Annotated in this window: 19 protein-coding genes; all 19 read left to right on the top strand. The window is 42.0% G+C overall.

The window, feature by feature from the left end; all coding sequences use genetic code 11:
* The first annotated feature begins 125 nt into the window (after positions 1–125).
* The 19 genes from ACTNB8_RS00055 (at position 126) to ACTNB8_RS00145 (ending at position 19,725) form a co-directional block, all read left to right on the top strand.
* Positions 126–1,160 (top strand): DNA adenine methylase, encoded by a 1,035-nt coding sequence (locus tag ACTNB8_RS00055; RefSeq protein WP_441051148.1) that lies wholly within the window; start codon positions 126–128, stop codon positions 1,158–1,160.
* A gap of 10 nt (positions 1,161–1,170) precedes the next feature.
* Positions 1,171–2,028: a DNA adenine methylase gene (locus ACTNB8_RS00060; protein ID WP_441051150.1), complete on the top strand. Its 858-nt coding sequence runs from the start codon at positions 1,171–1,173 to the stop codon at positions 2,026–2,028.
* A gap of 23 nt (positions 2,029–2,051) precedes the next feature.
* Positions 2,052–3,863, top strand: coding sequence for a restriction endonuclease FokI C-terminal domain-containing protein (locus ACTNB8_RS00065; RefSeq protein ID WP_441051152.1), 1,812 nt, complete (start codon positions 2,052–2,054; stop codon positions 3,861–3,863).
* A 128-nt stretch (positions 3,864–3,991) separates the two neighbouring features.
* On the top strand, positions 3,992–4,867 hold the full coding sequence (locus ACTNB8_RS00070) for an undecaprenyl-diphosphate phosphatase (RefSeq protein ID WP_441051153.1): 876 nt from the start codon (positions 3,992–3,994) through the stop codon (positions 4,865–4,867).
* Positions 4,868–4,897: 30 nt separating this feature from the next.
* A complete protein-coding gene (locus tag ACTNB8_RS00075; protein ID WP_441051156.1) occupies positions 4,898–7,684 on the top strand; it encodes a DNA translocase FtsK 4TM domain-containing protein in 2,787 nt (928 codons plus the stop codon).
* On the top strand, positions 7,684–8,163 hold the full coding sequence (rlmH, locus tag ACTNB8_RS00080) for a 23S rRNA (pseudouridine(1915)-N(3))-methyltransferase RlmH (protein WP_296157764.1): 480 nt from the start codon (positions 7,684–7,686) through the stop codon (positions 8,161–8,163). The genes ACTNB8_RS00075 and rlmH overlap by 1 nt, the downstream gene beginning before the upstream one ends.
* 82 nt (positions 8,164–8,245) lie before the next feature.
* Positions 8,246–8,572, top strand: a complete 327-nt coding sequence (locus ACTNB8_RS00085; RefSeq protein WP_296157765.1) for a cupin domain-containing protein — start codon at positions 8,246–8,248, stop codon at positions 8,570–8,572.
* 15 nt (positions 8,573–8,587) lie between these two features.
* Positions 8,588–9,142 (top strand): DUF2284 domain-containing protein, encoded by a 555-nt coding sequence (locus tag ACTNB8_RS00090; protein ID WP_441051158.1) that lies wholly within the window; start codon positions 8,588–8,590, stop codon positions 9,140–9,142.
* A 59-nt stretch (positions 9,143–9,201) separates the two neighbouring features.
* Positions 9,202–9,495, top strand: coding sequence for a YabP/YqfC family sporulation protein (locus tag ACTNB8_RS00095; protein ID WP_441051160.1), 294 nt, complete (start codon positions 9,202–9,204; stop codon positions 9,493–9,495).
* Positions 9,488–10,714, top strand: a complete 1,227-nt coding sequence (locus ACTNB8_RS00100) for a sporulation protein YqfD (RefSeq protein WP_441051162.1) — start codon at positions 9,488–9,490, stop codon at positions 10,712–10,714. The genes ACTNB8_RS00095 and ACTNB8_RS00100 overlap by 8 nt, the downstream gene beginning before the upstream one ends.
* The gene (locus ACTNB8_RS00105) at positions 10,707–11,717 is read left to right on the top strand and encodes a PhoH family protein (protein ID WP_441051165.1); all 1,011 of its coding nucleotides are present in this window, start codon (positions 10,707–10,709) and stop codon (positions 11,715–11,717) included. The genes ACTNB8_RS00100 and ACTNB8_RS00105 overlap by 8 nt, the downstream gene beginning before the upstream one ends.
* A complete protein-coding gene (gene ybeY / locus ACTNB8_RS00110; RefSeq protein WP_296157774.1) occupies positions 11,714–12,208 on the top strand; it encodes an rRNA maturation RNase YbeY in 495 nt (164 codons plus the stop codon). Before ACTNB8_RS00105 ends, ybeY begins: the two co-directional genes overlap by 4 nt.
* A 17-nt stretch (positions 12,209–12,225) precedes the next feature.
* Positions 12,226–13,248: a DUF3048 domain-containing protein gene (locus tag ACTNB8_RS00115; RefSeq protein WP_441051168.1), complete on the top strand. Its 1,023-nt coding sequence runs from the start codon at positions 12,226–12,228 to the stop codon at positions 13,246–13,248.
* Positions 13,249–13,269: 21 nt separating this feature from the next.
* Positions 13,270–14,124: a glutamate 5-kinase gene (gene proB, locus ACTNB8_RS00120; RefSeq protein WP_441051169.1), complete on the top strand. Its 855-nt coding sequence runs from the start codon at positions 13,270–13,272 to the stop codon at positions 14,122–14,124.
* Between the two features lie 16 nt (positions 14,125–14,140).
* A complete protein-coding gene (locus tag ACTNB8_RS00125) occupies positions 14,141–14,362 on the top strand; it encodes a DUF896 domain-containing protein (RefSeq protein ID WP_441051579.1) in 222 nt (73 codons plus the stop codon).
* A complete protein-coding gene (locus ACTNB8_RS00130) occupies positions 14,340–14,894 on the top strand; it encodes a 5-formyltetrahydrofolate cyclo-ligase (protein WP_441051172.1) in 555 nt (184 codons plus the stop codon). Before ACTNB8_RS00125 ends, ACTNB8_RS00130 begins: the two co-directional genes overlap by 23 nt.
* Positions 14,895–14,924: 30 nt before the next feature.
* Positions 14,925–16,175: a glutamate-5-semialdehyde dehydrogenase gene (locus ACTNB8_RS00135; protein ID WP_441051175.1), complete on the top strand. Its 1,251-nt coding sequence runs from the start codon at positions 14,925–14,927 to the stop codon at positions 16,173–16,175.
* Positions 16,176–16,445: 270 nt separating this feature from the next.
* Positions 16,446–18,701: a hypothetical protein gene (locus tag ACTNB8_RS00140; protein ID WP_441051178.1), complete on the top strand. Its 2,256-nt coding sequence runs from the start codon at positions 16,446–16,448 to the stop codon at positions 18,699–18,701.
* Between the two features lie 130 nt (positions 18,702–18,831).
* Positions 18,832–19,725: a M14 family zinc carboxypeptidase gene (locus ACTNB8_RS00145; protein ID WP_441051181.1), complete on the top strand. Its 894-nt coding sequence runs from the start codon at positions 18,832–18,834 to the stop codon at positions 19,723–19,725.
* Position 19,726 lies beyond the last annotated feature (1 nt).

The raw sequence follows: 19,726 nt of genomic DNA on the forward strand, positions 1-19,726 counted from the left end.
GAAGAATTCTGTTGATTTCGGGAATGCATTAAGATATAATGTAAGAATTCTGGTAACTGTGAGGGTACTGATCAGTTACGGATTCTGTAATTTGAAAAGATAAATGATCCGGGAAGTGAAGAGACGTGAGATATATAGGCGGGAAGACAAATTTATTGGGCGATATTGAAAATGTTATTGATATGAAGATGCAGAATGTCAATACAGTGATTGATGTGTTTTCAGGCAGCGGGGCTGTTGCAGCATATCTGAAAGAAAAGAATTATAATGTTATTGGAAATGACATTATGTATTTTTCATATGTATTAAACAGAGGAACAACCGCTTTGGATATGGTTCCGGCATTTGACAATCTCAGAAATAACGGTATAGATGACCCGATAGATTTTCTGAACAGCCTTTCCCTGGAAAAAAGTGGCTTTGATCTGAAAGAATGTTTTGTTTATCAGAATTATTCTCCACATGATGATATAAAACGTATGTATTTTCAGAATGATAATGCAGTCAGAATAGATATTATCAGGATGACGATTGAAAAATGGAAACAACAGGCTCGGATTGATGACGATGAATACTTTTACCTTCTTGCATCACTGATTGCGGCAGTCCCTTATGTAAGTAATATTGCAGGAGTATACGGTGCATATCTGAAACACTGGGATAAGAGAACGTATAATTCCCTTGTCTTGAAAAGACCTGTAATAATTCACAGGGGACATGTTGAGTTTTTTAATGAAAACTGTGATACATTGCTGCCGAAAGCGAATATCAGAGGAGATCTTCTGTATGCGGATCCGCCGTATAATTCCAGACAGTATCTGCCGAATTACCATGTGCTGGAAACAATTGCACGCTATGACAATCCGGCAATCCACGGAGTGACAGGAATGCGTGATTATGAGATGCAGAAATCAGATTTCTGTATGTCAAGAAAAGTTGAGGGGGCTTTTGACAGGCTGATCCAGGAAGCACAGACCCGTTATGTGCTGATAAGTTACAATAATGAGGGACTGCTGCCTACAGAGAAACTGACAGAAATCTGTATGAAATATGCAAGACCAGGTACGTTTGAACTGATCCAGATGAATTACAGACGTTATAATAATGCAGGAACAACTCCGGGAGGAGTCAAAGAACAACTATATTTTTTTGAAAAGTAGGAGAAATTAAATGCCATATTACAAGTCACCGTTAAATTATATTGGGGGTAAATACAAAATGCTGCCCAAAATAATGAGATTTTTCCCGGGAAGAATTAATACAATGTATGATCTGTTTGCAGGCGGCTGTGATGTGTGTACAAATGTGACTGCAAACCGGATATTTGCAAATGATATCAACTTTTTTGTAATCGACATTTACAGGGCTTTTCAGAGACTTACAGTTGATGAACTGCTGGACAGAATTGATTCCATTATAAAAGAGTGGAATCTGAGCATGACAAATGAAAATGAATATCTGCAATTCAGATCACATTACAATTCAAAGCCTGTGGAAGAACGTGATTCCATAGAACTATATGTACTGGTGTGCTATTCTTTTAATTATCAGTTCAGATTTAATAACAGCCGTGAATTTAATAATCCTTTCGGACGGAACAGAAGCAGCTTTAATCCCAGAATGAGGGAGAATCTGATCGCTTTTCATGAACGCCTCAGGAATATTGAGTTCAGCAGCAGCAATTTTCATAACCTTGACCTGCGTTTTCTGGGTCAGGGAGATTTTTTGTATGCTGATCCGCCGTATCGAATCACAACAGCCAGCTATAATGACGGAAAAAGAGGCTTTGAAGGCTGGAATGTAGAAGATGATCTGGCATTGTTTGAATTGCTGGACAGACTGGACAGACAGGGTGTTCAATTTGCTTTGTCAAATGTTACAGAACATAAAGGTGTGCGCAATGAGGAACTGATGAGATGGAAGAGACAATATCATACACATGCCATAAATTATAATTACAAAAACAGCAATTATCAGTCCAAAAAGACAGAACTGGTGACCAGAGAAGTTCTTATCACAAACTATTAAACAAAAGCAGAGGAGGAAGCAGAATGGCAGCAAAGCGTACATTTGGCTGGGTGCAGAACCCGGGAGATCTGAATAAATTAAAAAAAGTTGTCAGTATATTTCAGCATGGATCAGAAGAAAATAAATGGCTGATCGAAGAACGTCTGCCGTATCTGCTGTATCTGAAACAGATCTCAAAACAGAATTATGAACTATTCTGTGAACAGATGGATCAGAATTCAATCGAAGTTAAATATGGCCTTCTGAAAGGAAAAGGTGCCGGGTCGCAGGGACGTGAAAAGGCTTTGTGTACAGGCATTGTCCAGGCAGTGATCAATGGTCAGAAGAAGAAAGTATATGAGACTCCGGCTGGGGAGATAACAATAAAAAAACCGTATACGGACGACTGGTCAGCAGACGGATATCTGCGCTGGGCAATATCCTGCGGACTCCTTGAATATAATAAAAAGTTTGATACGTGTAAAATAACTCCGACCGGGATCAGGCTTGCAGATTCAAAGAATGATTCAACAGAAGAGAAAGAAGCACTTTCTATGGCTCTTTTGTCATATCCGCCGGTTATAAGAATCCTGTCACTTCTGAAAGAACAGGACAACCAGACAAAATTCAATCTGGGAGGTAAACTGGGATTTGAAGGAGAACTGGGTTTTACATCGATTCCACAGGAGGTGTATCTGTGTGATTATGCTGAAGCAGATGGAGTGAAAGAAAAGACAGCAGTGCGCAGCAATGATGAAGGTGACTCAGACAAATATGCAAGGGGAATTGCCAGCTGGTGTATGCAGATGGGCTGGGTTGAAACATCTGCAAAAATAAAAAAAGGCTGTTACAGAGGACATACGTATGAAGCAGAACTGCAGACATATTCACTGACAAGAGCCGGAGAAAAGGCGCTTATCCGTGCATATGGCAATTCAAGCCATCGAAGACCTGACAGAATTGTCCTGTTTGAAATGCTGGCGTCAAACAAGGCACATGGAGCTGATTATCTGAGATATCAGAGAGCTGCTGTCATGAAGGCAATGTCATCAACAGAGAAGTCTCTGGAACAGATCAGACAAAAACTGAAGGATTTTGCACTTGATATGGATCTGACAGCACTGGAAGATCATATAAAAGGTCTTATTTCCATAGGGATCGATATACAGAAAAACGGTGACAGATACAGACTGAAAGACAGGATCAGAGGACTGGAACTGCCGCCGGGAGAATTCTGCCTGAAAGATAATGTCAATGAAATTAAAGACAGAGTCCGTAAAAAACTTAAATATCTGGATCATAAATATCTTGTCCTTATTGAGCTTGCATACAGCGATGCCGCAACAAAATCCGGAAAAAATGCTGATGCGAGGGAGTTTGAAATCAGAACTGCAGAACTGTTTACGGAGGAACTTGGGTTTGAAGGTATGAGGCTGGGAGATTCCAGACGACCTGATGTTATTATTTCACATGGTGTATGTGGAACAATTATTGATAATAAATCTTATAAAGACGGATTTAATATCAGCAGAGGATCGGCAGATGAAATGAGCCGCTATATAAATGAAAACAGAATGCGTTCAGAAAAACTGAATTCCAACAGATGGTGGCAAAATTTTAATGAGGAAGTTTCTGAATATACATTTCTGTTTATAACTTCTTATCTGAAAGGTGAATATGAAAAACAGCTGGAATATATTTCAGCTGCCAATTCAGGAATAAGCGGTGCTGCGATCAGTGTTGAAAACCTTTTATATTTTGCAGAAGGAGTGAAAAGCGGCAGACTTGTACCGGAAGATTTTTATAATAATTTTAACAACAAAGAGATGAGTTTTGAAAATTATGTACAGGAGTAAATACGAATCGAGTACAGGATTAAGTACAGATGTTCGGTTTTTCTTGTAACTTTTTTCCGGATGTGTTATACTGACCAGGATTAGTGGACTTTTGTAACAAACAATAGACGAAAGAACAGGGTATAAATATGACTGTATTATATGTTATTTTACTTGCAATCATACAGGGAATAACGGAATTCCTTCCTGTAAGCAGTTTCGGACACCTCTGCATTGCAGAAAACCTTATGGGAATGCAGCACGGGCCGGGAGTGCTTCTGGAAACCATGCTTCATCTGGGAACACTGGCAGCAGTGTTTATGACATTTCAGAAAGACATACGGCATATTCTTTACGAAGCGTTTGATATGACATTTGATCTTATTGGAAATGCCAGCCTTTATATTCATAATCGAAGAACCGGTGATAATCTTCATTACGCAAAGATCGTAAATTCCACATATCGCAAATTTACGGCGCTGATACTTCTGTCCATGGTTCCTACAGTTCTTCTTGGGTATACCTCCAGAAGACTGGTAGCGCTTGCGGCAGAATCCAGACTTGTACCCGGAGCGGGAATTCTGATCACAGGTATCATTCTGCTTGTTATTGATCTGAGTCGGGCGGGCGGTTCAAAAACAGCCCGGGATGCCAGTTATTCAAGCGCAATGTGGATTGGGATCTGCCAGGGACTTTCTGTATTTCCGGGGCTGTCCAGAAGCGGGATGACCATCAGCGCCGGACTTATGAGCGGATACAGCCGGAGTTTTGCTGTAAAATATTCTTATATTATGTCAATACCGGCGATTATAGGTGCAATTATTCTTGAACTTGGTCAGTTTGGGTCAGACGAGATGACGGCAGGTCTTGGAGTTACATATGTTCTGGGTATGGTAATAGCTGCTTTTGTAGGAGCACTCACCATACGGGGACTACTTAAGATCGTACACAGAGGCAAATTCAGGGTCCTTGCAGTTTACTGTTTTGTAATAGGATTTGTATCACTGGTTATCAGTTATATGTGATAACAAAAAAGAAATAGGAGGGGTGCCGGAATGGCAGCAACAAAGAAAACGAACAGCAGAAAAGGAACCACCAGGAAAACTTCCGGAAAATCAAAAGCAAATCAGAAAAAAAACGTAAGCCAGGGAGTTACCAGTGGATTTCAGACAGAAATTATTCTGCTGATCATTCTGGCGGCATCCATAATTCTGATCATAAGCAATCTGGGAATGGGCGGAACTGTCGGAAGTACTATCAGTACAGTTTCGTTTGGTGTAATGGGACTGCTGGCATATGTTTTCCCTGTATTGTTGTTTGTAGGTGCGGCCTTTCTTATGTCCAACAGAAATAATCCCCTTGCATATAAAAAAGCACTGGCTGCAGTCGTGTTTTTTGTTTTTCTCTGCGGCCTGATTCAGCTGTTGACAGAGGGATATATGAAGAGTATAACTCTGGCAGATTATTACAGCCTTTGCTCAGGATATCATACAGGTGGTGGTGTTCTTGGCGGCGCAATCTGTATTTCAACAACTTCAGCATTCGGAGTGGCAGGCGGTTATGTTATTATTTTTCTTGTGCTTCTGATCTCACTGATTCTGATCACGCAGAAGTCTTTCTTTGGTTTTGTTTTCAGAATCTGGGACATGATCTGCGCAGTTGTAAAGGACGGACATGATCTTTATATGGAAGGACAACCGGAACGTGATATGAGAAAAGAACTGCGTGAGCAGGAACGTTTGCAGAGACGTGAACAGCGCAAAGCAGAAAGAATGAAAGAACTGGAAACAGCTCTTGCAGAGGAAAAACAGGGCACGGCTGTACAGAAAAAACGAAAAGACCGCAATTCTTCCAAAATGAATCAGTCAGAGATTCATACAGGAGGTTTCCTTGAGGGAACAAAACTGACACCGCCGCCTCAGAGTGAACAGCCTGAGGCACCGGCTATTTCCATTTATCAGCCGGAAGAAGTAGCGGCAGGAGAAAACATAAATGCAGAAGTTCAGGCTGCAGACAGTGATGAATATTCGGTAAAAGCCCAGGAAACAGGACGTGGTCAGCTTGAGTTTAAGATTCACAGATCTGAACCTGTTTATGATGAACCACAGCCTGTACAGGAAGAATCTGTAGATGAACAGCCAACTGAAGAAGTTATACAGGAAGAACATGTGCCGGAGTATATGGAACCTGCCGAAACCTGGCCGGAAGAGCCTGTTTCAGCTGCACCGGTTCAGCCGGAAACAGTACCACAGCTGGAATCTGCACCGGAGGCCAGAAGCAGCCAGCCAGCCAAAAATCCGAAGTCTTCTCAGCAGGAGATTGAAAGTGGTATACAGAATATTCAGAAAGAGATCACGAAGCAGGAAGAAACCATAAAAAAAGAGTATCATTTCCCACCTCTGAAACTTCTTAAAAGAGGAAACGGGAAGTCTCAGGGAGATTCAGATGCGCATCTACGACAGACTGCACAGAAACTTCAGGATACACTGCATAATTTCGGAGTAAATGTTACGGTTACCAATGTCAGCTGTGGCCCTACTGTTACGAGATATGAACTTCAGCCTGAAATGGGTGTGAAGGTCAGCAAGATCGTAAATCTTGCGGATGATATCAAACTGAATCTTGCAACCCCGGATATTCGTATTGAGGCACCTATTCCGGGCAAGGCAGCAGTGGGGATTGAGGTTCCAAATAAAGAAAATCAGGCAGTCATGCTCAGAGATATCATTCAGTCACAGGAATTCCAGAGTGCGAAATCAAAGCTGGCGTTTGCGGTAGGTAAAGATATTGCAGGTAAACCGGTTGTCACAGATATTGCAAAAATGCCGCATCTTCTGATAGCAGGAGCAACAGGGTCCGGTAAATCTGTCTGCATTAATACGCTGATCGTCAGCCTTCTTTACAAAGCATCACCGGATGATGTAAAACTGATCATGATCGACCCGAAAGTCGTGGAATTAAGTGTTTATAATGGAATTCCACACCTCTTTATCCCGGTTGTGACAGATCCGAAAAAAGCAGCAGGAGCCCTGAACTGGGCCGTTTCGGAAATGATGAACCGTTATAACACATTTGCAGAATATAGTGTCCGCAATCTGGAGGAGTATAACCGTAAAGTAGAAGGTATGCGTATTCCGGAAGGTGAAGAACGTCCGGATAAGATTCCTCAGATTGTAATCATTGTTGACGAGCTTGCAGACCTTATGATGGTAGCACCTGGTGAGGTAGAAGATGCAATCTGTCGTCTTGCTCAGCTTGCACGTGCAGCAGGAATCCATCTGATCATCGCCACTCAGCGTCCGTCTGTAAATGTTATTACCGGACTTATCAAGGCAAATATGCCGTCCAGAGTTGCATTTTCTGTTTCTTCAGGTGTAGACTCAAGAACAATCCTGGATATGAATGGAGCCGAGAAACTCCTCGGAAAAGGTGATATGCTGTTTTATCCTCAGGGATATCAGAAACCTGCAAGACTGCAGGGGGCTTTTGTATCAGATGAAGAAGTCAGTGATATTGTGGCATTCCTTGCGGATAAGAATCCTGGAACACAGTATAATACTCAGATTGAGCAGCAGGTTAATACAGTTTCTCTTTCGGGAGGCGGAGACCGCAATGAAGAAAGAGACGTCTATTTTGAGGAAGCCGGGAAATTTATTATTGACAAGGAAAAAGCCTCCATTGGCATGTTGCAGCGAATGTTCAAGATCGGCTTCAACAGGGCTGCCCGTATCATGGATCAGTTGTGTGATGCCGGTGTGGTAGGGCCGGAAGAGGGAACAAAACCTCGTAAGGTACTGATGACGATGGAAGAGTTCCAGAATTATATAGAGGAAGTACTGTAATGGAAATTCGAATCATAACAGTAGGAAAAATAAAAGAAAAATATCTGAATGACGGAATAAAGGAATATTCCAAACGCCTGAGCCGTTATTGTAAACTGACATTCTGCCAGGTTCCGGACGAAAAGACACCGGACAAGGCATCAGATGCCCTGAATGAACAGATTAAGGCAATCGAAGGAGAACGGCTTATGAAGCATATCCGTGATCAGGATTATGTGATTGCCCTTGCGATAGATGGTAAGATGCTGGATTCAGTAGAACTTTCAAAGAAAATTGGACAGCTTGGAGTTGAGGGAAAGAGTACCATAGATTTTGTTATTGGCGGATCACTGGGACTTGGAGATCAGGTTCTGAAAAGAGCTGATTATAAACTCAGTTTTTCCAGAATGACTTTTCCGCATCAGCTGATGCAGATGATTCTTCTGGAACAGATTTACAGAGGATATCGAATACTGAATCATGAACCGTATCATAAATAAATACACTTCAGGGGCTGACTCTGATTTGTAATACAGGCTGCTTTATATGGCGGCTAATATATCATTATAGGAGGATATGCAAATGACAACAGAAAGAGTAGAAAATATGGCTGGCGGAGAAGGACATGTTCTTATCAAACGACTTCTCGATGAAAAACAGTTAAACGGAAAATGCAGAATGTATGCGGAAGTTACTCTTGAACCAGGATGTTCCCTTGGATATCATGAACATCATAACGAAAGTGAGACTTATTATATCCTTTCCGGTAAAGGTATTTACAGTGATAATGGAACACTTCGTATGGTAGAAGCCGGAGATGTCACATTTACACCTGATGGCAAAGGCCATGGACTTACAAACAGCGGAGATGAAAATCTGGTATTTATGGCACTGATCATTCTGGATTAATGGGGGTAATTCCTGATGGGAACAGAGTTTAACACTGCAGATTTTGAGGCATTTATTTCACAGTATCCGATTTATGAATACCGCCTTCTGAATGCAGCTGATATCACAGTTGAAAAAAGAGTACGTATTGTCTGTCAGCAGGAATGCGAGAGATATAATTCCACATGGGCCTGTCCACCTGCAGTAGGAACACTTGAAGAGTGCAGAGATAGAATTCATAAATATGATCAGGCAGTCTTTTTTTCCAGTGTAGCAGAAGTTTCTGATGTTATGAACATGGAAGAGATGCTTGCAACAAGAGATGCTCACGAGAATCTGACTACAGAAGTAGACAGATTCCTGAAAAATATGGGATATGATACATTTACTCTTTCGACTGAATCCTGTGATATCTGTGAAGAATGTGCGTTTCCACAGGGAAAGCCATGCAGACATCCGGACCGGATGCATCCCTGTCTGGAGAGTCACGGCGTTGTCGTAAGTGAAATCGTGGAAAAACAGCAGATGGAATATAATCTGGGTGGTAATACAATTTTATGGTTTTCCATGGTTTTGTTTCGGTCAGTATAAAGAATATCAAAGAAACCTCCGGCATACATTAAGTGTAAAAGCCGGAGGTTTTTTGCCTGATGCAAAAAAGATATCAGTGGAAAGATAATCTGCTGTCGGTACTTGAAGTTCCGGGTGATCTTGCAGAAAAGGAAACTGTTGTTACCATAACCGGCAAAAATCAGGCTGTGATTGAAAACTACAAAAGCCTTTTGCGCTATACAAAAGAAGAAATAATCATACTGACATTCAGGGGAAAGATAACACTTCAGGGCAGTAATCTTGAGATTCCATGGTATACAACAGAGGAAATGCGGGTTAGCGGGCGTTTTTTCCTGGTTATTCTGGAACAGCAGGAGGCAAAAAATGAATGAAATTCCAGGCATGAGAAAAGGCTGTGTGCAGATACAGATACAGGGAGAACAGGCTGAACGATTCCTGAACTTGTGTCGGAACCGTGGTATCTGCGTCAGAAACATTATCTGTACGGCACCAGACTGTTATACCTGTCTTATAAGTGTACGTTCTTTTTTTCAGTTGAAGCCTCTGCGACAGAAAACGAACACAAAAATACATATTCTTGAAAAACGTGGATTGCCCTTCTTTTTTTATCAAAGCAAAAAAAGAAAGGCTTTTTTTGCAGGAATAATACTCTGCCTGGGACTTCTTCTTTATTTTTCGACCCATATATGGAACATATCTGTAGAGGGCAACCTGAAAAACAGTACACCGGAAATACTGAGGTTTCTGGAACAGCAGGGTATTACTCCCGGAACCCCAAAGTCCAGAATACATTGTGCAGATGTTGCCGCTGCAGTAAGGGATGAATATCCGGAAGTTTCGTGGGTTTCGGTGAGCCTTAACGGTGCCTGGCTCCAGGTTATGATTCGTGAAGACATTTTTCAGACAGAACTCAGAAAATCGAAGGAGGACAGTTGTGATCTGGCAGCAGAGGAAGAGGGGAAAATCGTCAAAATGGTAACAAGAACAGGCGTTCCCTTGGTAAAAACGGGAGATGACTGCAAAAAAGGAGATATTCTTGTTTCAGGAAGAATTGAGATCAGAGATGACAGTCAGGAAGTGGTACGCTATGAATATGTACATGCAGACGCAGATATCTATATAAAACGAAGGCTGGCCTACTATCATGAGACTCCGATGGAGTATGAAAAAACCGAATATACAGACAGGAAGTACCACAGATTTTCCCTGCAGATAGGGAACTGGTATTTGGGACCCGGAAAACTACAGGAGGATCAGTGGCACAGATTTGCAGAATATTTTAAACTGAAGATCACAGATACATATATACTTCCTCTGACAGCTGGCAGGATCACAGACAGAAATTTCCGCATTCAGAAGGTGACACGTACTGAAAAAGAAGCGAAAGCTGCTGCCTGGCGAAGTTTACAGCTTTATGAAGAAAAATTAATGGAAAAAGGGGTTCAAATATCTGAAAATAATGTTAAAATAAATGTGGACCATAAGACCTGTATCAGCAAAGGGTCTTTGGACATTATTCAAAAAACCGGCAGTGAGGTTCCGACAGAAATGATGGAACAGCCGGTAGAAAGGACAGCAGAGAATGACTAACAGCATTATCGAGTTACACATTCAGATACCCGCAGATTTGGAAGGCAATATTTCAGGACAGTTTGACGAGCACCTGAAGCTGATTGAGCGGACGCTGAATGTAACCCTGATATCCAGAGACGGTATGCTGAAAATCCTGGGAACGGAGCAAAGCGCCGGCCAGGCCCGCAAACTGATAGAAGAACTGGTGGAACTGGCACGAAAAGGAAATACTATTATCAGACAGAATGTAACATATGCGCTTTCTTTGGCAATGGAAGAACGGAATCAGGTACTTACAGAAATTGATAAAGATTTTATATGCAATACAATACAGGGCAGACCTGTCAAACCCAAGACTCTTGGACAGAAAGATTATGTTGAACAGATCCGTCAGAAAATGATCGTATTCGGGGTAGGACCGGCAGGAACAGGAAAGACTTACCTTGCCATGGCCATGGCAGTCACTGCATTTCGAAATGAAGAAGTGAGCAGGATCATTCTGACAAGACCTGCAATCGAAGCAGGCGAGAAACTTGGTTTCCTTCCCGGAGATCTTCAGAGTAAGGTCGATCCTTATTTACGACCACTGTATGATGCCCTTTACCAGATCATGGGGGCTGACAGTTTTGCCAAAAATATGGAAAGAGGCCTTATTGAGGTTGCTCCTCTTGCTTATATGAGAGGCCGTACACTGGATAATGCGTTTATTATTCTTGATGAGGCACAGAATACAACTCCTGCACAGATGAAAATGTTTCTGACACGTATAGGATTTGGTTCAAAAGTTGTTGTCACAGGTGACGCTTCTCAGAAGGACCTTCCGAAAGATGCTGTGTCAGGACTGGATGTTGCAATGAAAGTCCTGAAGAATATTGATGATATTGGCTTCTGTAAACTTACAAGTAAAGATGTTGTACGTCACCCGCTTGTACAGCAGATTGTTCAGGCTTACGAAAATTACGAAAAAAAACAGAAACCGGCACGTAAACAGTCACGACCGGCCAGGAGGAGTGGAGAATGACCATTCAGATCGAATATGAAACAGAACGTCAGCTTAATATAGATTACGAGAAACTGGCTTCCAGAGTAGCAGCTCATATCCTGGAAACAGAGCACTGTCCCTATGATGTCAGTGTCAATCTTGTGATCACAGATAATGAAGAAATTAAAAAAGTAAATCAGGAGTTCCGTTCTATCGGAGCACCGACAGATGTGCTTTCTTTTCCGATGATCCCTTTTGAGACACCGGCAGATTATTCTATTGTAGAGGATCAGGATGAATATTTTGATCTGGATACAGAAGAACTTGTACTTGGAGATGTTATGATTTCTGTAGACAAAGTATTTGCACAGGCAGAAGAATATGGACACAGTGTAGAGAGGGAGTTCAGTTTCCTGTTTGCACACAGTATGCTTCATCTTCTGGGATATGACCATATGGAACCGGAAGAAGCGGCCGTAATGGAAAGAAAGCAGGCACAGGCACTGGAAGACCTTGGTATTACAAGATAAGAAAGGAATTGTACCGTATGAAAAAGAAAATTCTTGCAGCAGCACTTGCAGCACTGATGATCGGAACTGTACCACAGATGGTTTATGCAGCAGATGGAGATGAAATGGTCAAAAGTTACCTGACTGGTCTTGATGTGCCGGAATCTGAGGGCAGGGTAAGACCAGTTGCAGTTATGCTGAACAACATCCGCGAAGGATGTCCGCAGAGCGGGATTGCAAATGCAGGCGTAATATATGAAGCACCTGTAGAAGGAGATATTACCAGACTGATGGGTATTTTTGAAGATTACCAGGATGTGGAAAGAATCGGCTCCATAAGAAGCTGCAGGGATTATTATATTTTTTATGCAAATGAGTTTGATGCTATTTATGCTCATTATGGACAGTCTGCTTTTGTACTGCCTTATTTTGAACAGCATCTGATCGACAATCTGAATGGCATTAAGCTTGGCAGTACGGCATTTTTCAGATCAAGTGACAGAAAAGCGCCGCACAATGCCTACACAAACTATGAGCTTATCCAGCAGGGGATCGACAAAATGGGATACCGGAGAGAATTCAAAGACGGTTATGAAGGCCATTATGTGTTTGCTGAGGACGGAAGTGAGAATACTCTGCCTCAGGGTACAGTGGCAAATGAAGTCCATTTTGATAACTTTAACCATAATCATCCGTATTTCATATATGATCCTGAAACAAAGAAATACAGCCGTTATCAGTTCGGGACTGCGCAGGTTGACGATCTTACCGGTGAACAGCTTACCTGCGACAATATACTGGTTCAGTATTCCGATGTTACGACTTACGAGGGTACAAGCTATAAAAAGATAGACACGATCACAGATGGAAACGGTAATTCCGGAGGAAAAGGCAAATACATTACCAGGGGCAGGGCCATCGACATTATCTGGCAGAAGGATTCCCCGTGGGGTGTGACTCATTATATAACAATGGATAATCAGGAAGTTAAGCTGAATCCCGGAGTTACCTGGGTTGAGATCGTACAGGACGACAAACTGGATGCAATTACCTATCAATAAATAACTGGAGATACAGACATAATGAATTACAGAGAACTGCTGAAAAACAAAAAGCGTATTGTGGTCAAAGTTGGTTCCTCTTCTTTGATCCACAAAGAAACAAATAAACTGGATCTGCGCAAACTTGAAGTGCTGGTCCGTGAACTGAGTGACCTTCACAATCAGGGGAAAGATGTGGTACTGGTTACTTCCGGTGCAGTTGCAGTGGGAGCTTCTTCTTTCGGTCTTCATGAAAAACCGACAGAATTGAAGAAGAAACAGGCATGTTCTGCAGTGGGACAGGCAAAACTTATGATGATTTATCAGAAACTGTTTGCTGAGTATAACCAGGTGGCTGCGCAGATTCTTATGACCAAGAATACAATGGTTAATAATCTGAATCGCATAAATGCAAGAAATACTTTCGGTGAACTTTTTGAAATGGGAGCAATCCCTGTTGTAAATGAAAATGACTCCATTTCAAGCTATGAGCTGGAAATGCTTGACTCTTTTGGCGATAATGATACTCTTTCTGCGGTAATTGCAGGGCTTATCGGGGCAGATCTCCTTATTCTGCTTTCCGATATTGATGGATTATTTACCGATGATCCTAATACCAATCCAGAGGCGAAATTTATTGATACAGTTGAAAAATTGGACGAAAAACTTCTCAGCATGGGTAAGGGACCGAAAAGTAAGGTCGGTACAGGCGGGATGGCCACGAAACTTACGGCAGCAGAAATTGCCACAGCTGCAGGTGCTGACATGGTCATTGCCAATGGAGCAGATTTTCATGTGATTCACAAGATCATAGAAGGGCGTAATTACGGAACGCTTTTTGTTGGTGACAAAAAAGAAGAATTTTATCTTATTGATTATATCGAGAAACTTTTATAGAGGAGAAACTGACATGATAGACAACGTAAAAATTGACAGGATCAATACACTTGCTCATAAGGCCAAAAGTGTAGGCCTTACAGAGGAAGAAAAAGCGGAACAGGCAGAACTCCGTCAGGAATATCTGGCAGCTGTACGTAATAACTTAAGGGCACAGCTGAATAATATAGACATCAAAGAAAAAGATGGAACGATTGTAAATCTGGGAGAAAAATATGGAAGAAAAAAAGGCAATTAGAAAAAAAATCTTTGCAGCAAGAAAATCCTGTACAGATGAAGAAGTTGAAAAATGGAGCCGAATGATCACGGAAAGAGTGACGAAACTTCCTGAATTTCAGAGCAGTTCCCGTATTCTTGCCTATGCAGATTACAATCATGAAGTCATGACTGGATTTATTATTGAAGAAGCCTGGAAAGCAGGCAAGGAAGTCGCAGTTCCGAAAGTTGTGGGACAGGATATGGTGTTTTATAAACTGATCGATTTTTCACAGCTCGAAAAAGGATATTTCGGAATCCCGGAGCCGGCAAGAGGTGAAATTATCCAGTGGGAAGAAGCATTGATGATCATGCCGGGAGTTGCCTTTGACCGGGAAAATCACAGGGTAGGATATGGCGGTGGATTTTATGACCGTTTTCTGGAAAAACATCCACAGATTAAACGTCTGGCAGTAGCATTTGATTTTCAGATTCTGGATGAAGTGCCTGTAGAACCTACGGATATTTCTCCTGAGATTATCGCAACAGAGACTTCTACTTTTTATCTGAAATAAACAGGGGCAGCATAAAGGAGGCGGCAGAAAATGAATGAGATGCTTTTACAGCTTGGAAAAAATGCAAAAGAAGCAGAAAACGCACTGAGGATTATTACAACAGACAAAAAAAATAAAGTACTTACAGCAGTGGCAGATCATCTGGTTGAATGTACAGAACAGCTTCTGAAAGCTAATGCAGAAGATGTCGCAAACGGAAAGAAAAATAATATGCCGGAGGGTCTGATCGACAGACTTCTTCTTACAGAAGAAAGAATCCAGGGAATGGCTGAGGGACTGAGGCAGCTGGTGTCACTGGAAGATCCGATTGGTGAAGTGACAGGAATGAAAAAACGTCCTAACGGTCTTCTTATCGGTCAGAAAAGAGTTTCCTTAGGTGTGATCGGAATCATTTATGAAGCCCGCCCCAATGTCACGGCAGATGCATTCGGACTCTGTTTTAAAACAGGAAATGTCGTGATCCTCAAAGGTGGAAGTGATGCGATTCATTCCAATAAGGCAATTGTAGACTGTATCCGTGAAACACTTGAGAATGAAAGGGTTACAGTAAATGCAATCCAGCTGATCGAGGATACATCGAGGGAAACAGCAGCAGAATTTATGAAAATGAATGAATATGTGGATGTTCTGATCCCGCGTGGAGGAAGAGGACTTATTAAAGCTGTGGTAAATCAGAGTACGATTCCGGTTATTGAGACAGGAACAGGTAACTGCCATATTTATGTAGATGAGACTGCAGATCTTGATATGGCGGCAGATATTATAATGAATGCCAAGACACAGAGAGTCGGAGTATGCAATGCCTGTGAATCACTTCTGGTAAATGCAGCGGTAAAAGATGAACTTCTTCCAGTGCTTGCAGAAAGGCTGAAAACAAAAGATGTGGAAATGCGTGCAGATGAAGCTGCCCGTCCGCTGATGCCGGGAGCGGTTCCTGCTACGGAAGAGGACTGGGGAACGGAATATCTGGATTACATACTTTCAATTAAAGTAGTGTATTCTGTAGATGAGGCAATTGCACATATCAACCGCTACAATACAGGACATTCTGAGGCAATCATCACCAATAATTATACCAATGCCCAGAAATTCCTGGATGAAGTAGATGCGGCGGCAGTTTATGTGAATGCGTCTACACGATTTACTGATGGTTTTGAATTCGGATATGGCGCAGAAATCGGCATCAGTACCCAGAAGCTTCATGCCAGAGGGCCAATGGGACTGTTTGCGCTGACAACTACGAAATATATCATCTATGGAAACGGCCAGATCAGGAAATAAATGTTTACTGTTCACTCCGTTCACAGTAACTTGGTCAAAATCCATTCCATATCACCTTCGGTGATGGGATTTTGCCCCGTAAGTCTCGGGATTTTGCCATATTCACGGCAAAACACCTCGCGGAATATTACCTGTGAACAGTAACAATAAATGACTGTACCCCATATTTGACAATTCAGGGAACCGTGTGTATAATTAGCAATAGTTTAGTAAGACTTACTGTTTACAGTAATGGGTTACATATGTGAGAATTCACAGGGAGGATTTAAATTGAGACGAAAACAGTTATTTGCAATATTACTGGCTGGTACTCTTGCAGCAGGAACTGTTCCGGCTTCTGTATGGGCGGCTGAAGAGACTGCAACAGAGGCGGCAGCAGCCAGCGTTGAAAGTGAAGAAGGCGGCGAAGCAGTAGATACAGGAGCAGAAGCTACAGAGGAAACACCTGCAGAGCAGCCAACAGAAGAGACACCTTCTACTACAGAGGTACCGCAGACCACACAGGAGACACCTGCAACTACGGAAGCTCCTGCAGCAGAAACACCTGCACAGCCGGCAGGTACGGCAGAGACACCAGCGACTACAGCAGATGCACCTGCAACCACAGCAGATGCACCGGCACCCAGCGGAAGTACAGAGACATCTGAAACACCTGCAACTACAGCAGATCCGACAACAGAATCCGGTATCACAATTAATATTGGTGGTACAGATACAGCGTTTGCTACACTTGCCGATGCTGTAAATAAAGCAAAAGATATTTCCGCAGATGGTACAGAAGCCGTGATCAAGGTAACCAAGTCTCAGGAGATTGAGAATACGGTTACTATTGAATCTGGTAATATCAGTATTGTATCCGGAGCAGCAGATGTAAAATTTACCAGAAAAGACGGATTTACGGGCAAGATGTTCGATATCAGCGGAAATGCAGAGGTGGCTTTCAAGGGAGATACAGCTAACTCATTTACACTGACTCTTGACGGAGCTGTAACAAATGCAGCTGCTGACAGCAAGACAGATACCCTTGTTTCTGTAGGTACAGGAAGCACTTTCCAGATGACCTCAGGAGTTACTCTTACAAACAATGCCGCAACAGCAGATGATGTGGCAGGTGCCATTACAAATAACGGAGGAAAACTGAAACTGGAAGGCGGTACAATTACAGCCAACACAGGTGCCAAAGGCGGTGTTTATACGACTACCTCCGTAGAAGTTAAGGGTGATATTTCTGTCAGCGGAAACAAAGATACTTCTGCTGAACCGAATGAAATGAATATTAACTTCGGCGCAGAGAATATGCATTTGATCGTAACAGGGGAACTGACAGGTTCAGTTTCGGTAACTGTTCCGAAACCAGCAGCGGATATTGCTGTTGCTGAGATTGGTAAAGACAGTGATGATAAACTGCTTGCTACAAAGACAGCCCTGGAAAAAGTTTATTATGATGACAAGACATATAATGTAAAGGTATCCGACAGCGGAGATACTGCTATTCTGATAGTGGCAACAACACCGCCATCAGAAAAACCACTAAAACCAACAACATCAGCAACACCGACCCCGACCCCGACCACAAGTACATCACCAGCTGCACCGACTCCAGCTACACCGAGTACTTTTAGACCTAAAATATCCGATATGACATGGCTGGATCATAAAACCATTCAGTTTAAACTGAAGGCAAATCAGGAATTTTCATATTATTACACGATTGGTAAGAAAACATACGATGCAAAGAAAGCTACCAGAAGCGTAAAAGCAGATACGAAAGATGTAGTAACAGTATCTGATATACCGGAAGGAAGCGACTTCAAAATTTATGTATATTTCAAATTTGCAGACGGAACACATAAATATGCAAAGATTCCGATTTCTTCCACAGTAATGAAGAAACGTCCGGGAACTGCCACCCGTGATGCAAAGACATATAAAGTAAGCGACTGTACTGTATCCGGTCTTGAAGATGCAAAGAAATTCTATCCTGGTGTATTCTATGAATTTGCAGTAACAGGAGCAGGACAGGATAACAAAGATCCGGTTGTAGGAGATGAGAAATATGTACCTCTGTACTGGAGTACTTCCAAGACTCCTACAGACAGCCAGAAGAATGACAAATGGAAAGTAGGCTCCAAGAAGGGTATTACCAAGGCTTCTACTTACAATATGTATGTATTCTTCCAGAAATACAGATATGACGGCAGTGAATGGGTTAAGACGGATTCCATAGAATACAAAACTGTTCAGTTTAAATCTGCAGAGATCACAAAAGATGACTACAATGAATGGAAGAAGGAAAACCCGGAAGCAGATGCACCGGATTACAGCCAGACAGACGGTGGCAGCGGAGATGATGAGTCAGATGCTGAACTGACTGTAACTGCAGCAGCAAAAGATACAGGTTCTACTTCAAAATCAGCAGTATCTACAGCCGACGAATCACCGATCGGAACAATGTCCATGCTGGCAATTCTTTCACTCCTTGCAGGCGGATATGTGATCGTTCGCAAACGCAAAAAAGAATTTTAATAAATATTTACAGTAAAATAATTTTACAGTAATTTCAGAGAGGCAGGTCTTATGACCTGTCTCTTTTCATATATTATAACAGCGGAGTTACGTAACATGAGCACAGATATAATATATGGAGGAAGCAGAAATGATCAACACGGAAATAAACAGTTATGAAAATTTGTATTATGGAATGTGGGAAGCGGCAGGAAGATATAGCAACTTTATTCAGTTTCGGATTATCGGGAAAAGTCATGATGACAGGTTGATCCCAATGATAGAAATGGGACAGGGAGATTTGTGTATATTCTGTCTGGGTGGACTTAGTGGAAGAGACAGAAACATGCCCTGGCACCTTTTGAAAATGATTCAGGAATATGCAAAATACTGGGAATGTGGATGGAAACTGGAAGAACTTTATGATGTCAGGGAATTGCTGCAGAAATGGAAAATATGCTTTGTTCCACTTCTGAATCCGGATGGTTATGAAATATATAATAAAGGTTTTCAGGCTGTGAGAAATCCGATTTACAGACAGATGCTCAAAATGCAGGGCGTACCATGTACAGATTTTTTCTGCAATGGAAGAGGTGTGGATCTGAAAGAAAATTTTCCGACAAGCTATTACAGGAGGAAGCAGATTTATCAGCAGCCAGCCAGCGAAAATGAAACAAAAGCACTGGTAAGTGTGTTTCAGGAATATCCCGGAAGGGGTCTTCTTTCTTTTGGATATTCAGAAAAAAGAATTATATATTTTAAACAGCCGGGATCGTTTAGAACTAACCAGAAATGTTACCGGCTGGCGCGCCATATGCAGAAACTGGGAGCTTTTTCTGTGGAGAAATGGAAAGCAGCCAGAGAAATGCCATCAGTTCAGAAAGAATCCGGAACCGGATCACCGGAGCAGTTTTTCAGCGAACTCTGTAAAAATCCAGCTTTCCGTATTGAGATTCCTGAAAGAGAAGAATATACGGAAGGGGATCTGGAAAGAGAATACAGAGAAATACACACACTTCCGCTGGAATTCCTTTTTTCATTATGAG

The organism is Blautia sp. HCP28S3_G10 (genome assembly GCF_052065235.1).
Taxonomy (GTDB): domain Bacteria; phylum Bacillota; class Clostridia; order Lachnospirales; family Lachnospiraceae; genus Blautia_A.

Excerpts from the sequence above, each read along its gene's own strand:
- ACTNB8_RS00060 (WP_441051150.1), top strand. The coding sequence starts at position 1,171 with ATGCCATATTACAAGTCACCGTTAAATTATATTGGGGGTAAATACAAA.
- ACTNB8_RS00065 (WP_441051152.1), top strand. The coding sequence starts at position 2,052 with ATGGCAGCAAAGCGTACATTTGGCTGGGTGCAGAACCCGGGAGATCTG.
- ACTNB8_RS00070 (WP_441051153.1), top strand. The coding sequence starts at position 3,992 with ATGACTGTATTATATGTTATTTTACTTGCAATCATACAGGGAATAACG.
- ACTNB8_RS00075 (WP_441051156.1), top strand. The coding sequence starts at position 4,898 with ATGGCAGCAACAAAGAAAACGAACAGCAGAAAAGGAACCACCAGGAAA.
- rlmH (WP_296157764.1), top strand. The coding sequence starts at position 7,684 with ATGGAAATTCGAATCATAACAGTAGGAAAAATAAAAGAAAAATATCTG.
- ACTNB8_RS00085 (WP_296157765.1), top strand. The coding sequence starts at position 8,246 with ATGACAACAGAAAGAGTAGAAAATATGGCTGGCGGAGAAGGACATGTT.
- ACTNB8_RS00090 (WP_441051158.1), top strand. The coding sequence starts at position 8,588 with ATGGGAACAGAGTTTAACACTGCAGATTTTGAGGCATTTATTTCACAG.
- ACTNB8_RS00095 (WP_441051160.1), top strand. The coding sequence starts at position 9,202 with ATGCAAAAAAGATATCAGTGGAAAGATAATCTGCTGTCGGTACTTGAA.
- ACTNB8_RS00100 (WP_441051162.1), top strand. The coding sequence starts at position 9,488 with ATGAATGAAATTCCAGGCATGAGAAAAGGCTGTGTGCAGATACAGATA.
- ACTNB8_RS00105 (WP_441051165.1), top strand. The coding sequence starts at position 10,707 with ATGACTAACAGCATTATCGAGTTACACATTCAGATACCCGCAGATTTG.
- ybeY (WP_296157774.1), top strand. The coding sequence starts at position 11,714 with ATGACCATTCAGATCGAATATGAAACAGAACGTCAGCTTAATATAGAT.
- ACTNB8_RS00115 (WP_441051168.1), top strand. The coding sequence starts at position 12,226 with ATGAAAAAGAAAATTCTTGCAGCAGCACTTGCAGCACTGATGATCGGA.
- proB (WP_441051169.1), top strand. The coding sequence starts at position 13,270 with ATGAATTACAGAGAACTGCTGAAAAACAAAAAGCGTATTGTGGTCAAA.
- ACTNB8_RS00130 (WP_441051172.1), top strand. The coding sequence starts at position 14,340 with ATGGAAGAAAAAAAGGCAATTAGAAAAAAAATCTTTGCAGCAAGAAAA.
- ACTNB8_RS00135 (WP_441051175.1), top strand. The coding sequence starts at position 14,925 with ATGAATGAGATGCTTTTACAGCTTGGAAAAAATGCAAAAGAAGCAGAA.
- ACTNB8_RS00145 (WP_441051181.1), top strand. The coding sequence starts at position 18,832 with ATGATCAACACGGAAATAAACAGTTATGAAAATTTGTATTATGGAATG.